Here is a 14,098-nt window from a genome sequence, read left to right on the forward strand (position 1 = left end):
CCGCGCCTAGTCAGTCGTCGCCGATGCCTCTGGCTGCGAGGGCTTCGCCGAGGTCGTCGGCGTGGCGGAGGGTTCTCACCAGGAACGGGATCGCGAAGGCCGGGAGCGAGCGCTCCGCGCCTCGGGCGCGCTGGGCTTCCCGGACCTGGGCCGCGATCGTCGACAGGGCTGCGATCGCCTGGACCGTGAGCCCCACCAGCAGGCCGACCCGTTCCGGGCGGACGCCGAAGCGGCTGAGGGGCGTGAGCGCGCGTTCCACCGACGAGACCAGGTCGTCGACCCTGGTGACCAGGGTGAACAGGTTCGCGGCGGCGAGGGTGGCCAGCAGGCGGAGACTGATCGTTTCGGCGCGGGCGAGGTCGAGCATCCACCACTGCAAGGCGAAGACCACCGCCACCAGCGGGATCAGGAGCCGGCCGATCTGCCAGACGCGGCGCAGCGGAATCCCGGCGACCGCGTAGCCGAGGAAAGCGGCCAGCACGCAGCCCATCAGCGCGGCCGGGGCGCTCAGGACGAACGTCACCACCGCGAAGACGAGCAGCGCCAGCAGCTTCCAGCCGGCGCCGAGGCGGTGCAGCGGACTCGTCCCCGGTTCGTGGAGGCCCAGCGGGTTCACCCGATCAGCTCCCGGTAGAAGCCGACCGCCGCCTCCGGGACGTCGTCGGCCACGATCCGCCCCTGGTCGAGGACGATCACGCGGTCGAACCCGGCGAGCAGGTCGAGGTCGTGGGTGACCAGCACGACCTGCTGCTCCAGCCCGGCCAGGACCTCGGCGAAGTGCCGCTTGTTGCGCAGGTCCAGCAGGGTCGTGGGCTCATCGCAGACCAGCACGTCCGGTTCCAGCACCAGCATCGAGCACAGCGCCAGCAGCTGCTTCTGGCCACCGGAGAGCTGGTGCGCGGGGTGCTCGGCGTAGCCGTCCAGCCCGTGGCGGGCCAGCACCTCGGCCGCGCGCTGCTGCCGCTCCGCCTTGGACAAGCCCTGCCTGCGCAGCGAGAACGCGACGTCCTCGCCGGCGGTGGGCATCACGATCTGGCTGTCGGGGTGGGTGAAGACGAACCCGACGCGGCGCCGGACCTCGCGGCCCTTGCGGGCCACATCCAGGCCGTCGACCAGCACCCGGCCACGGCTCGGGCGCACCAGACCGTTGATCATCCTGGCCAGGGTGGACTTGCCGGAACCGTTGGCGCCGACGAACGCCACCCGCCGCTCGGCCAGCCGCAGATCCACGGCGTCCAGCACGGTCCGCTCGTCGTAGCTGTGCCCGACGCCTTCGAACTCGATCAACCCACTCGCTCCCACATCGTCGCCACGCCCAATCCGCCGCCGGAGGACAGCGCGGCCATGCCGATCCTCGGCCCGTCCTGGCGGACCATCCGGCTGAACAACCGGACCACCAGCACCGCCCCCGACGCGCCCCACGGGTGTCCGAGCGCGATCGCCCCGCCGTCCGGGCTCGCGAGATCATCATCGATGCCCGCCGCGTCCAGGCACGCGAGGGCCTGCCCGGCGAAGGCCTCGTTGAACTCGACGACCTCCGGTGCGTGCCGCTCGCACAGCGCCCGCATCGCCGGGACCGCGCCCAGGCCCAGCCGGTTCGGGTCCACGCCCGAGGTCCGCGCGCCCACCAGTCGCAGACCCGGCACGCCCAGTCTCGCGCGTTGCCGCTCGCTGGTGACCAGCACCGCCGCCGCGCCGTCGCTGATGCCGCAGGAGTTGGCCGCGGTCGCGGTGCCGTCGGGGGTGAAGGCCGGGCGGAACCGGGCGAGTCGCTGCGGCGTGAAGCCCCTGCGCGGGCGCTGGTCACCGGTCACCGAGCCGATCGGGACCAGCTCGGCGTCGAAGCGGCCCGCGTCCTGCGCGGCGACCGCGCGTGCGTGGCTGCGGGCGGCGAAGGAGTCCTGGCGGTCGCGGCCGACACCGGCCTCGGCGGCGACGAGGTCTGCGGCCGGTCCCATGTCCGGATCGCCGATGTCGGCGGGAGCGAACGGCGCTCGCCGGTAGAAGGTCGGTGGCTCGGTCGCGTTCCTCGGCCGCCACGCGCGCCACGGCGCCGTCGACGGGCTCTCCACGCCGCCTGCCAGGAAGAACTCGTCGTCGGAGACCATCGAGGCCGCCGTGGTGATCGCCGTGAGGCCGCTGGCGCACTGCCGGTCGACCGTCATGCCCGGGGTCGCTTCGCCCAGCCCGGCGCGCAGCGCGGCCACGCGGGCGGGATTGCCACCGGGCCCGAGGACGTTGCCCAGCACCACGTCGTCGACGCGCTCGACCCCGGCGTCGTCGAGGACCGCGCGCAGCACCGGTGCCGCGAGCCGGTCGGCCTCCACGTCGCGGAGGAGACCGCCCGACTCGCCGATGGGGGAGCGGCGGGCCGCGATGATCACCGGGTTCACAGCTGCTCCCCGCTGCTCAGCCGCTCGGCGATCACCGCGCGTGCGGGCTTGCCGGACGCCGTGCGGGGAAGCGCGCCGACGATCAGCCAGCGACGCGGGAGCTCGGCGGGGTGCAGCTTCCGGCGGGCGTGCGCGCGCAGGTCGGCCAACCGCGCGTCGCCCTCGACGACCGCGGTGACGATCGATCCGAAGCGCGGATGACTGGTGGGGGCGACGACCACGTCCACCACGCCGTCGACCTCCCGGAGCACCGACTCCACGGCCTCGACCGGGACCAGCCGGGCACCGGTGTCGATCACCGCGCCCACGCGGCCCAGGATCTCCAGCGCGCCGTCGGGATGCTGAACGGCCTCGTCACCGGTCCAGGGGGTGGAGGCGGGGACGAGCTCGCCGCGTTCCAGGTAGCCGTCGAAGGCGAGGTCGGAGCGGACCAGCAGGCGCCCGTCGAGGACCGCGACGTCGACCACCGGCATCAGCCGCTCGTCGTGGCGGACCGCGATCAGCGAGTGCTCGGCCGAGCCGTAGTACTCGACCAGCCCGCAGCCCGGGAGAGCCTCCGCCAGGCGCTCCGCCAACGCGGGATCGGGCTTCGCGCCACCGCACACGACCAACCGCAGCGCGCACTGCGACCGCAGCAGCGGATCGTGCTCCAGCACGGCCAGAAGCGCCGACAGTTGGGCCGGGACCAGGTGGACCACGGTCGCGTCGCGGGTGGCCTCCGCGGCTGCCGACACCGACCAGCGGCCCAGCAGGTGCAGGTCGGCGCCACCGTGGAGGGCGTGCAGGGCGCCGAAGAGGAACAGCGACGAGCTCAGCGGCGCGGGGATCAGCACCCGGTCGCCGGGTTCCAGCGGCACGCCGAGCGCGGCGAAGCTGCGCAGCCACGAACCGCGCGAACGGGCCAGCACCTTCGGCCGTCCCGTGGTCCCCGACGTCGTGGGCAGGTAGAACCACGTCGACTCGTCGCCCACCGGAACCGCGGTGCCCAGGTCGGGACCGGGCGGCGCGTCCGCGTCGAGCAGGACGTCCGGGCGCGCGTCGTCCAGCACCCCGTCGAGATCGGGCCAGTCCGGATCGGTCAGCAGCGACGCGCACCCGGCCAGGTCGGCGCCGAGGAAGTGGATCAGCCGGGACGTCTCGTCCGATCCGGAGATCGCCACCCGCGCACCCGGCGGCACCCTGCGGGCGACCTCGTGCGCGGCCGACATCAGCTCAGGGCCGGTCAGGTCGCCGACGCGCGAGACGGGTTCGCGCCCGAGGATGGGCAGCACGTCGGTCAGCTCTCGACCGGCCGCCGCGCAGCACCCGTGAGCGCCTGCGGCACCGCTCGGTGCACGGCGACGGCCACCAGCGACACCGCGACCAGCTTCACCGCATCTCCCGGCAGGAACACCAGCGACTGCACCGCGGCCGACGGCAGATCGCCGATCATCAAGCCCCAGTACGGGATTCCGACGAGGTAGTCCGCGGCCACCCCCGCCAGGTTGGCCAGCAGCAGGACACCGAGACCCGGCTTCGCCGAGCGCTGCACGATCAGCCCGACGACCAGGGCCGAGAGGATCCAGCCGAGCAGGAAACCACCGCTGGGGCCCAGGAACGGCGCGATCCCGCCGCGCCCGCCCGACAGCAGCGGCAGGCCGATCGCCGTCAGCGCCACGAACAGCAGCACCGACGAGGTCCCGCGACGGGCACCGAGGATGCTGCCCGCCAGCAGCGGTCCGGCGTTCTGCAGCACCACCGGCACAGCGGCACCGGCGAGGTAGAAGCCGGGGAAGATCCCGAGCACCGCGATGAACGCGGCGAACACCACGGTGCGCGCCAGGTTCGCAGCCGGCGAGGACGGGCGTTCGGACACGGCGGTGCTCCCAAGTTCGAGGTCGGCGACCGATTGAACCTACCTGGGTTCGACCAGGCCGCTCAAACGACGAAGCGGAGCTCACACCGCGAGCTCACCCCGTGGTGAGCCGCTTCAGCGCCCCGCGCACCACATCTGGATCGTGCGTCGTCCAGAACGGCGGGAGCGATGCCCGCAGGAAGCCCCCGTAGCGGGCGGTGGCCAGCCGCGGATCCAGCACCGCGATCACGCCCCGGTCGTTCTGGGAGCGCAGCAGCCGCCCGGCGCCCTGCGCGAGCAGCAGCGCGGCGTGCGTGCCTGCGACCGTGAGGAAGCCGTTGCCGCCGTGCTCGGAGATCCGCTGCTGGCGAGCCGAGGCCAGCGGGTCGTCGGGCCGGGGGAACGGGATCCGGTCCATGATCACCAGCTGCAGCGAGTCGCCGGGGACGTCCACGCCCTGCCACAGCGACAGGGTCCCGAACAGCGAGGTCTCCGGATCTTCGGCGAAGCGGTTGACCAGCAACGCCGTGGTGTCGTCGCCCTGGCACAGCACCGGCGTGGACAGGCGCTTGCGCAGCTCCTCAGCCGCCTGATCGGCGGCCCGGCGGGAGGAGAACAGCCCCAGCGTGCGGCCGCCCGCGGCCTGCACCAGCTCGGTGATCTCGTCCAGCACCTGCGGCTGCAGCCCGTCGCGGCCGGGCGGTGGCAGGTGGCGGGCGACGTAGAGGATGCCGCTGCGCTGGTGCTCGAACGGCGAACCGACGTCCAGACCGCTCCACTTCAGCGTCCCGCCGTCCGACGGCGCCTCCTTCGCGGTGGCCATCCCGGCAGCGGGCTCGACCTGCTGCTGCGGGGGCAGGCCCCACTGGCGTGCCAGGGTGTCGAACGAGCCGCCCAGCGACAGCGTCGCCGAGGTCAGGACCGTCGTGCGCTGGCCGAAGAGGCGGTCGCGCAGCAGTCCGCCCACGCCGATCGGCGCCACCCGGACGGCCTTGGGTCGGTTCGGATCGCTGGCCACCCACACCACGTCGTGCTGCTTGGCGTCGTCGAAGGCCTCCAGCAGGCGGACCGCCGTGTCGTGCACGTCCTCGGTGAGCGCGTGCGCGAGCTTGCGGGCCGTGCTGCCCTCGACGTCCTCCTTGCGCTCCGGGCCCAGCGCCGAGATGCACGCCCACGCCGCGTCGCGGACCACGGTCACCGCGCCGGCGAGGGCCTCGGGGAGCTTCTCCAGGCGGCCGGGGGAGGAGTCCTCGAGGACCAGTTCCAGACCTTCGGCCGCTTCGTCGAGGCGGTCGGCGGTCTCCTCGTCGACCGCCCGGCCGCAGCGCCGCGCGGCCAGCTTCACCGCGCCCGGGGTGAGCTCGCCGGTGGCGGCGGAGGTGACCCGGTCCACCAGGTCGTGGGCCTCGTCGATCAGCACCACGTCGTGCTCGGGCAGCACCGGGCGGTCGTCGAGGGCGTCGATGGCCAGCAGCGCGTGGTTGGTGACCACGATGTCGGCTCGACCGGCCGTGCCGCGGGCGCGCTCGGCGAAGCAGTCGGTGCCGACCGGGCAGCGGTGCACGCCCAGGCATTCCTTCGCGGTGACCGACAGCTGCCGCCACGCCTGGTCGGTCACGCCCGGCACCAGCTCGTCGCGGTCGCCGGTCTCGGTCTCGGTCGCCCACTCCTGCACCCGCTGCACCTGGCGTTCCAGGGCGGAGGCGGCGAAGGCGTCGAACAGCGCGTCCTCGTCCGGTTCGGACGGCGCGTTGCCGTGGACGCGGTTCAGGCACAGGTAGTTGCGGCGGCCCTTGAGGATCGCGAACGTCGGCTTGCGGCCGAGGGTTTCGGCCAGCGCGTCCGACAGGCGCGGCAGGTCGCGGTCCACCAGCTGGCGCTGCAGGGCGATGGTCGCGGTCGACACGACGACGGTCGTGCCGTCGGCGACGGCGTGCCGGATCGCCGGGACCAGGTAGGCCAGCGACTTGCCGGTGCCCGTCCCGGCCTGCACGGCGAGGTGCTCGCCCGAGGTGATGGTGTGCTCGACGGCATCCGCCATCTGCGTCTGGCCCTCGCGCGGCACACCGCCGACCGCCTCGACTGCGACCTTCATCAACGTCGCGAGGTCGGGGATGTCCTTGCGCGCCTTGGCCAGCGGCAGCGAAGGCGCCCCGGAACCGGCGCCGCGCTCCAGGTCGGCGGCGATCTCCGGGGGGAGCTCGTCGTCGTCATCGGACTCGAACGCGACCGGGTCGGACCATCGCGGGACAGAGGTGGGCACCCCGAAAACCTACCGCCCACCACCGACGCGATCGGTCAGGAGACCACCGGTTCTCCCAGGAGCGTGACTCCGGCCGCTTCGAGCTCCTGGCACGCCTGGTCGACGGTCGCGCGCGACACGCCGGCGGTGAGCGGGAGACGGACGGTGGTGCGCAGTCCCGCGCGCAGCGCGTCGAGAGCGGTCGCCCGGACGCAGTGGTCCGTGGCGATGCCGACGACCTCGACCTCGTCCACCCCGCGGTCCCGCAGCCAGCTCACCAGCTGCTCGTCCGCGCGGGCCACGCCCTCGAAACCCGAGTAGCCATCGCTGTAATGGCCCTTGGAGAACACCGCGGAGACCCGGCTGACGTCCAGCTCCGGGTGGAACGCCGCGCCCGCGGTGCCCGCCACGCAGTGCCTCGGCCAGGAGCGCACGAAATCGGGCTCGTCGCTGAAGTGAGCACCCGGATCCACGTGTGAGTCGCGGGTGGCCACCACGTGCTCGTGGTCGGAATCGGCCGCGTACTCCGAGATCGCGGCCGCGACCCCGGCACCGCCGGCGACGGCCAGCGCCCCGCCCTCGCAGAAGTCGTTCTGCACGTCCACGATGATCAACGCCTTGGTCATGGCACCTCACCTCCAGCCGATTCTCGCCGAACGTCAGGCCCCGAGGAAGACCGTCGGGATGGCCGGTTCGCCGTTGGAGAGCTTCAGGCCCTCCCACGGCAGCGTCACCAGCGCGCGGCGCAACCGCTCGCGATCCTGCTCCAGCGTCGGCAGGTCGTCGACCAGCTTGCCGTCCCGGATCATCGGGATCTGCACGTGGCGGTCGTGGGGACCCATCGGCGGTTCGGCGTCCGCGCGGTGGACGACCTCCTCCACGGCGGTGCCGGTCTCCTTGCAGCGGCGGATCGCGGCCTTGCGCCCCCCGCGCGACTCCTTGTGCGAGCTGCGCTTGGCCACCGGGCGGCCCTCCACCTCGACCAGCTTGTAGACCATCTCCGCCGTGGGCGCGCCCGAGCCGGTGACCAGCGACGTCCCGACTCCGTAGCCGTCGACGGGCTCGGCGCGCAGCGAAGCGATCGCGTACTCGTCGAGGTCACCGGAGACCACGACGCGAGTGCCGGTCGCGCCGAGGGAGTCGAGCTGCTCGCGGGCCTGCCGCGCCAGCACTCCCACGTCACCGGAGTCGATGCGGACCGCGCCCAGCCCGGTCCCCGCGGTCTGCACGGCGAGGTCGATGCCGCGGCTGATGTCGTAGGTGTCGACCAGCAGCGTGGTGCCGGTGCCCAGGGCGGCGATCTGCGACTCGAACGCGGAGGCCTCCGAGTCGTGCAGCAGCGTGAAGGCGTGCGCGGCCGTGCCGGTGGTGGGGATGCCGTAGCGGCGTCCCGCTTCGAGGTTGGAGGTGGCGGTGAAACCAGCGAGGTAGGCGATGCGGGCCGCCGAGACGGCCGACTCCTCGTGGGTGCGTCGCGAGCCCATCTCGATGATCCGGCGCCCGTTGGCGGCCGAGACCATGCGCGCGGCAGCGGCGGCGATCGCGCTGTCGTGGTTGAGGATCGACAGGATCACGGTCTCCAGCACCACGGCCTCGGCGAAGGTGCCGCGCACCGTCAGCAGCGGCGAGCCGGGGAAGTACAGCTCGCCCTCCGGGTAGCCGTCGATCTGCCCGCTGAACCGGTAGTCGCGCAGCCAGTCCAAGGTGCGCTCGTCGACGACCTGGTGCTCGGCGAGTTGTGCGAGCTCGGCCTCGCCGAACCGGAAGTTCTCCACCGCGTCCAGCACCCGGCCGATGCCGCCGGCCACGCCGTAGCGGCGCCCGTTGGGCAGTCGCCGCGTGAACACCTCGAAGACGCACTCGCGGTGCGCAGTGCCGTCGCGCAGTGCGCTGGCCAGCATCGTCAGCTCGTAGTGATCGGTCAGCAGCGCGGTGCTAGAGCTCATGGGCAGAGATTACGTGCTCCTTGTGGGGGACGGGGAAACCCAGTGCGCGGGCTTGTGCGGGGGTGGGGGAAGTTTTCATGAGAACTTCCCCCACCCCCAGCAACCGGCCGACGCCGCCACCATGCCGTTGTTCGGATTTGTTCGTGCGGTGGGCACGGCCGTTATCGGGTCGTGCGACGATGGGGCCATGACCTCGCCCGCTGAAATCGAGCGCGCGCAACTCGAGCAGGACGCCGAAGGCACGACGGACAAGCCGTGGGTGACCGTGGTCTGGAACGACCCGGTCAACCTCATGTCCTATGTGACCTACGTGCTCCAGAAGATCTTCGGGTACTCCCGGGATCACGCTACGAAGTTGATGCTGGACGTGCACCACAAGGGCAAGGCGGTGGTTTCCTCGGGTTCCAAGGAGAAGGTCGAGGGCGATGTGGCGAAGCTGCACTCCGCCGGCTTGTGGGCGACGATGCAGAAGGATTCGTGAGTGGACGGCTGGACCCGCAAGAACGGCCACGTGCAGGCCGAGTTCTCCCAGCAGGAGGCGGCCGTGGTCCGCGGGCTGGTCGGGCAGATCAAGGACATGCTCACCGCCCGCGCCGATGAGGCCCCGAAGGACGAGCTCGCGGAGCTGACCGGCATCCGCACGGGACCGTCGGCACCTCCGGAGGACCGGGTGGTCGCTCGGTTGCTGCCGGACTTCTACCGGCGCGATCCGGTCACCGGTGACACCGACGAGGAAGATGCCAACGCGGCGGGCGCCATGAGGTCGTTGCACGAACCGGCGTTGCTGGAGGCCAAGACCAACGCGGCGCAACTCGTCCTGGAGACCTGCCCGCCGATGGGCGGCAAGGTCAAGCTCACCAGCGAGCAGGCGGACAACTGGCTGACCGCCCTCAACGACGTTCGCCTGGCCCTGGGCACGGCGCTGGACGTCGAGGACGACATGCCGGACGAGCTTCCCGAGGATGATCTCCGCCGCGAGCACCTCGGCGTCTACCAGTGGCTCACCTGGGTCCAGGACTCCCTCGTCTCCGCCATCCTCGACTGAGCTCGGCTGCGGGCTTGGACTGACCTCGGCATTTCCCAGTTTTAGTCCAAACCGAGGGGCCTTTGTGCCCGAAATGTCGGCTCAGTTTGGACTAAGGAGTCGTTTCAGAATGCGGCGGAGCCGCTGTTTCAGGTGTGGGACTCAGCTGGCACCGCCGCGGGTTCTCACACGTCGTCTGGCGAGTACGCCGCGACGCCGTGTATTGGCATACATCAGGAGTGGCGCACGGAGTCCAGGCGGCGTGTGAGGTTCCGCCACCCGCACCGCCAAGCAAGGTGATTCTGCAACGACCCCTAAAACTGGGAAATGGCGACCACCGCACCCATCCCGCTGTGGGTTAGCCGTGGAGGGTGCGGTAGGTGTTGGCGGCGCCTGGGTGGAGTGGGACTTCGCCGGTGCCGATCAGGTTGCGCACGTCGAGGAACTGGGTTCCCACCGCTTCCCCGGGGACGAGGAACGGGGCGCGGAGCGCCAGCACCCTGACCACCGCTGCGGCCAGGTCGTCGGGAAGGCCCGGGCCGCAGGCGAGGATGTTGGGGACGCCGATGGTCGGCGTGCCCGTGGCCTCCCGGTACGCGCCGGGCGGCACCCGCAGCTGGTCGCAGTCCGGCGTGCAGCGCGCGGCCGCGGTGTGCAACGGCAGCAGCCGAATTCCGATCCGCTCGTCGAGCGTTCTCAGCAGCGGAGTCGGGAGCCCGCCCGACCACAGGAACGCTTCGATCCGGCGTTCCTCCAGCGATCTGACCGCGTCCTCCAGCGAGAGCATCTCGATGCGCAGCCCCGGTTTTCCGCCGAAGAGCCGCGCACCCATCAGCGCCGTTCCCGACTTCGGCGCGCCGACGGACACCGAGCGGAGCTCGGACAGAGCGCGCACCGGCGAGTCGGCGGGCACCACGAGCTGCGCGTAGTTCTCGTAGACGCGGCCGATCGCGCGCAGCGGCGCGGGTGGACCGAGCTCTCCCGCGAGGGCGGCGTGCGCGGCGTCGGCCAGTACCATGCCCAGGTCGGCGCGGCCGTCGCGGAGCATCTCCAGGTTGTCCACGCTGCCCTGGCTGGTCAGCACGACGGGGTGCAGTTCCGGTTCGGCTGCGGCGAGCTCGGCGGCGAGCAGCCTGCCGAAAGCCGTGTAGAAACCCCCGGATTCACCCGCCGCGATGCGCAGCTCGCGCACCGGCTCGGCGCGCCCGCACGCGGCGAGCAGCCCGACGCCGAGGCCGAGGAACGCGCGGCGCCGCATCACCGCACCTCCGGGAGGTCTAGGTGCACGCTGAGCCCGTGCGGTTCGGTGCGGGCGATGCGCATCTCGCCGCCGTGCGCGGCGAGCAGCTGCCCGGCGATGGCCAGTCCGAGCCCGCTGCCGCGGCTGCCCCGGTGGTGATCGGCTCGCCAGAAGCGCTGCGAGGCGAGCGAGATCTCCTCGTCGGACAGCCCGGGCCCGGTGTCCGCGACGGTGAGCGCGCGGCCGTCCCAGATCACCTCGACCGATGCGCCCGCGGCGTACTTCACCGCGTTGTCCAGCAGCACGTCCAGCACCTGCGTCAACTCCTCAGTGGACAGTGCCGTCCGGCCCGAGGCGGATTCCGGTGCGGACAGCGAGATCCCGGCGTCGTCGGCGGCCGGTCGCCACGCGCGGACGCGGTCGTCGATCACCGCCGCCACGTCGCCTGGCTCGCCGGAGTCCGACGCCTCATCGGCGGTGGCCAGCGCCAGCAGCCGGTCCAGCAGCGCTTCCAGCCGGTCGACCTCCCCGACGGTGGAGCGGTAGGTCCGCTCGCCGTCGGGGGTGATGCGCCGTTCCAGCGCGTCGACCCGCAGCCGCAGCGCCGCCATCGGGTTGCGCAGCTGGTGGGAGGCGTCGGCGACCAAACGGCGCTGGCGCTCGTCGGCCTCGGCGACCGCCTCGGACATCCGGTTGAAGGAGACAGCGAGTTCTCGCAGCTCAGGCGGACCGGCGTCGGCGGGAACCCAGGAGCGCCGCGACCCCGCGCTGATCGCCCGCACCCCGGCGCCGAGATCGGCCAGCGGCCGCAGCACCCAGCGCGACAGCACCAGCGCCAGCAGACCGCACACCACCAGCGCGGTCAGCGCGCCCGCCGCGATCAACACCCACTGCCCGGCGATGTCCGAGGTGGCCCGGCGCACCGAGGCTTCCATGACGACGGCCCCGGACACCCGGGTCCCGTCGCCGACCGGTCGGTAGCGGACCAGCTGTTCCCGCGACCACGGGCGCAACCACTGCACCGCGCCAGCGGGTTCGTTGCGCAGCGCTTTGTCGATCGGCCCGGCCACGTCGGCGGCGCGGGCCCCGCCGGTCTCCACCACGGGTGCGCGGGCGGCGTCGACGACGACGAGGGGTTCGTCGTAGAGATCGGTGTAGCGGCGGGCTTCGGCGCGCAGCACGGTGGCGTCGCCGGTGCCGAAGGCGTGATCGGCGAGGCCCGCGAAGCGGTCGAGATCGGCGTTGCGGGCCAGGACCAGCTGCTGGGTGCGTTCGGCGGCGGTGGCGCGCAGCAGCGGCGCGGCGAACCCGGCGACGGCCAGCACCGAGAACGTCAGCAGGACCAGCAGCAGCCGCTTACCCATCGTCGCCGAGCCGGTAGCCGAAGCCTCGGATGGTCACCAGCAGGTCCGGGCGGCCGAGCTTGGCGCGCAGCTGCGCGATGTGCACGTCCAGCGATCGAGACACCGCGAGGTAGGCGTCGCCCCACACCTCGTCCATCAGCCGCTGCCTGCTCACGGCGGTGCCGACCTCGGAGGCGAGGATCGCCAGCACGTCGAACTCCTTGGGCGTGAGCTCCACCGCGTGGCCGGCGACGTGCACCCGGCGGGTCCGCAGGTCGATCCGCACGTCGGCGACCTCGACCTGATCGGAGCCGGGGGAGGGGTGCCTGCCGCGCCGGGCGACGGCTTCGATGCGGGCCAGCAGCTCCGCCATGCGCACGGGTTTGACGAGGTAGTCATCGGCGCCGGAGCGCAGGCCGCGCACGACCATCCGCTCCTCGCCGCGCGCGGTGAGCACCACGACCGGCATCGGTCCGATGCGCCGGAGCTTGCGCAGCACTTCCAGGCCGTCAGTGTCCGGCAGACCGAGGTCGAGCAGCACCAGGTCGTGCTCGCGGTGCTGCAGCAGGGCGTCCGAACCGCGGCTGACGCGCGTCGTCCGGTGCCCGTGGGAGTCGAGGACGTCGACGAGCGCTTCTGCGACGCCGTCGTCGTCCTCGACGAGCAGAACCCGCACCGGCCACACCTCCTCGGGCAGAGTATGGCCGGTGCCGGTCGTCAGTTCCCCATCCGGGAATCCTTCGAGGTTTCCCGCATCCGCAGGTAGACCAGCAGCGAGATGAGCACGCAGCCGGAGACGTAGTAGAAGAACAGGCTCTCCACACCCGCCTGCTTGAGCCACAGCGCGACCAGCTCGGACGTGCCGCCGAAGATCGCCACGGTCAGCGCGTAGGGCAGGCCGACGCCGAGGGCGCGGATGTTGGTCGGGAACAGCTCGGCCTTCACGATCGCGTTGATCGAGGTGTACCCGGTGACGATGATCAGGCCGCCCATCATCAGCAGGAACGCCGCGATCGGGTTCTGCGTGCCGCCCAGCACCGTCATCAGCGGGACGGTCAGCAGGGTGCCGGAGACGCCGAAGAACATCAGCAGCTTGCGGCGCCCGATCCGGTCGGACAGCGCACCCGCCAGCGGCTGCAGCACGCCGAAGGCCAGCAGCGCGAAGAAGTTGATCCAGGCGGCCGTGGGCTTGTCGATGCCGCCCGTGTTGACCATGTATTTCTGCAGGTAGGTGGTGTAGGTGTAGAACGCCACCGTGCCGCCGAGGGTCAGGCCGACGACCAGCATGCATTCCCGCGGGTACTGCAGCAGGGCCTTGACGGTGCCCTGCTCGGCACCCGAGGACGACGAGTTCTTGTAGCTCTCGGTCTCGTCCATGCCGCGTCGCAGCCACAGCACGACCAGGGCGCCGAACGCGCCGATGACGAACGGGATCCGCCAGCCCCAGGCGTCCATCTGATCGCCGGTGAGCACCTGCTGCAGGATGATCTGCACGCCCAGCGCGACCAGCTGACCGGACACCAGAGTCACGTACTGGAAGCTGGAGTAGAAGCCGCGCTTGCCCTCGGTTGCGACCTCGGAGAGGTAGGTCGCGGAGGTCGCGTACTCGCCGCCGACCGAGAGGCCCTGCAGCAACCGCGCGGTGACCAGCAGGAGCGGTGCGGCCAGGCCGATCGATTCGTAGCCCGGCGTCAGCGCGATGACCAGCGAACCGAACGCCATCAGCGCCACCGACAGGGTCAGCGCGGCCCGCCTGCCGAAGCGGTCGGCGTAGCGGCCGAGCATCCAGCCGCCCAGCGGGCGCATCAGGAACCCGACGGCGAACACCGCGGCGGTGTTGAGCAGTTGCGCCGTCGAGTCGCCCTTGGGGAAGAACGTCGCGGCGAAGTAGACGCTGAACGCCGTGTAGGCGTACCAGTCGTACCACTCGATGAGGTTCCCGATGGAACCTCGCACGACGTTGCCGATCACTCGGCGTTCGGAGCGAACCGCCTCGTCGCGGTGTGCTGTCGTCATCTGTCCTCCCGGTCTTGCGTTGAGAAGTGACGATGAACAAGCCGCGACGGGAGGACAACG

14 protein-coding genes are annotated in these 14,098 nt (G+C 71.8%); 2 read left to right on the top strand and 12 right to left on the bottom strand.

What is annotated here, in order from left to right:
* Window positions 1-10: 10 nt before the first annotated feature.
* The 8 genes from ACYVF3_RS03645 to ACYVF3_RS03680 all read right to left on the bottom strand — a co-directional run bounded on the left by ACYVF3_RS03645 (window position 11) and on the right by ACYVF3_RS03680 (window position 8,415).
* Window positions 11-616, bottom strand: coding sequence for an energy-coupling factor transporter transmembrane component T family protein (locus ACYVF3_RS03645; RefSeq protein WP_461152829.1), 606 nt, complete (start codon window positions 614-616; stop codon window positions 11-13).
* Window positions 613-1,287, bottom strand: a complete 675-nt coding sequence (locus tag ACYVF3_RS03650; protein ID WP_461152830.1) for an energy-coupling factor ABC transporter ATP-binding protein — start codon at window positions 1,285-1,287, stop codon at window positions 613-615. Before ACYVF3_RS03650 ends, ACYVF3_RS03645 begins: the two co-directional genes overlap by 4 nt.
* Complete coding sequence (locus ACYVF3_RS03655; protein ID WP_461152925.1) at window positions 1,284-2,384, bottom strand: thiolase family protein; 1,101 nt, start codon at window positions 2,382-2,384, stop codon at window positions 1,284-1,286. The genes ACYVF3_RS03650 and ACYVF3_RS03655 overlap by 4 nt, the downstream gene beginning before the upstream one ends.
* Window positions 2,385-2,389: 5 nt before the next feature.
* A complete protein-coding gene (locus ACYVF3_RS03660) occupies window positions 2,390-3,664 on the bottom strand; it encodes a class I adenylate-forming enzyme family protein (protein WP_461152831.1) in 1,275 nt (424 codons plus the stop codon).
* 5 nt (window positions 3,665-3,669) lie between these two features.
* Window positions 3,670-4,248, bottom strand: a complete 579-nt coding sequence (locus ACYVF3_RS03665; RefSeq protein ID WP_461152832.1) for a biotin transporter BioY — start codon at window positions 4,246-4,248, stop codon at window positions 3,670-3,672.
* Window positions 4,249-4,342: 94 nt separating this feature from the next.
* Complete coding sequence (locus ACYVF3_RS03670) at window positions 4,343-6,490, bottom strand: ATP-dependent DNA helicase (protein WP_461152833.1); 2,148 nt, start codon at window positions 6,488-6,490, stop codon at window positions 4,343-4,345.
* 35 nt (window positions 6,491-6,525) lie between these two features.
* Window positions 6,526-7,095 (bottom strand): isochorismatase family protein, encoded by a 570-nt coding sequence (locus ACYVF3_RS03675; RefSeq protein ID WP_461152834.1) that lies wholly within the window; start codon window positions 7,093-7,095, stop codon window positions 6,526-6,528.
* Between the two features lie 33 nt (window positions 7,096-7,128).
* Window positions 7,129-8,415, bottom strand: coding sequence for a nicotinate phosphoribosyltransferase (locus ACYVF3_RS03680; RefSeq protein ID WP_461152835.1), 1,287 nt, complete (start codon window positions 8,413-8,415; stop codon window positions 7,129-7,131).
* Window positions 8,416-8,602: 187 nt separating this feature from the next.
* On the opposite strand from ACYVF3_RS03680, the gene clpS reads away from it, so the two are divergent.
* On the top strand, window positions 8,603-8,896 hold the full coding sequence (gene clpS, locus ACYVF3_RS03685; protein WP_132625503.1) for an ATP-dependent Clp protease adapter ClpS: 294 nt from the start codon (window positions 8,603-8,605) through the stop codon (window positions 8,894-8,896).
* Window positions 8,897-9,460: a DUF2017 domain-containing protein gene (locus ACYVF3_RS03690; RefSeq protein ID WP_461152836.1), complete on the top strand. Its 564-nt coding sequence runs from the start codon at window positions 8,897-8,899 to the stop codon at window positions 9,458-9,460.
* Window positions 9,461-9,797: 337 nt separating this feature from the next.
* Here ACYVF3_RS03690 and ACYVF3_RS03695 read toward each other — a convergent pair whose 3' ends face one another.
* From ACYVF3_RS03695 to ACYVF3_RS03710, 4 genes are read right to left on the bottom strand one after another with little or no spacing between them, the layout of a single operon-like run.
* Window positions 9,798-10,697, bottom strand: a complete 900-nt coding sequence (locus ACYVF3_RS03695; RefSeq protein ID WP_461152837.1) for a TAXI family TRAP transporter solute-binding subunit — start codon at window positions 10,695-10,697, stop codon at window positions 9,798-9,800.
* Complete coding sequence (locus ACYVF3_RS03700; protein WP_461152838.1) at window positions 10,697-12,043, bottom strand: sensor histidine kinase; 1,347 nt, start codon at window positions 12,041-12,043, stop codon at window positions 10,697-10,699. The genes ACYVF3_RS03695 and ACYVF3_RS03700 overlap by 1 nt, the downstream gene beginning before the upstream one ends.
* On the bottom strand, window positions 12,036-12,698 hold the full coding sequence (locus ACYVF3_RS03705; protein WP_461152839.1) for a response regulator transcription factor: 663 nt from the start codon (window positions 12,696-12,698) through the stop codon (window positions 12,036-12,038). Before ACYVF3_RS03705 ends, ACYVF3_RS03700 begins: the two co-directional genes overlap by 8 nt.
* Window positions 12,699-12,739: 41 nt before the next feature.
* Window positions 12,740-14,038, bottom strand: coding sequence for an MFS transporter (locus ACYVF3_RS03710; RefSeq protein WP_461152840.1), 1,299 nt, complete (start codon window positions 14,036-14,038; stop codon window positions 12,740-12,742).
* Between the last annotated feature and the right edge of the window lie 60 nt (window positions 14,039-14,098).

Source organism: Saccharopolyspora tripterygii, from assembly GCF_054778355.1.

Excerpts from the sequence above, each read along its gene's own strand:
- ACYVF3_RS03675 (WP_461152834.1), bottom strand. The coding sequence starts at position 7,095 with ATGACCAAGGCGTTGATCATCGTGGACGTGCAGAACGACTTCTGCGAG.
- ACYVF3_RS03680 (WP_461152835.1), bottom strand. The coding sequence starts at position 8,415 with ATGAGCTCTAGCACCGCGCTGCTGACCGATCACTACGAGCTGACGATG.
- clpS (WP_132625503.1), top strand. The coding sequence starts at position 8,603 with ATGACCTCGCCCGCTGAAATCGAGCGCGCGCAACTCGAGCAGGACGCC.
- ACYVF3_RS03695 (WP_461152837.1), bottom strand. The coding sequence starts at position 10,697 with ATGCGGCGCCGCGCGTTCCTCGGCCTCGGCGTCGGGCTGCTCGCCGCG.
- ACYVF3_RS03700 (WP_461152838.1), bottom strand. The coding sequence starts at position 12,043 with ATGGGTAAGCGGCTGCTGCTGGTCCTGCTGACGTTCTCGGTGCTGGCC.
- ACYVF3_RS03710 (WP_461152840.1), bottom strand. The coding sequence starts at position 14,038 with ATGACGACAGCACACCGCGACGAGGCGGTTCGCTCCGAACGCCGAGTG.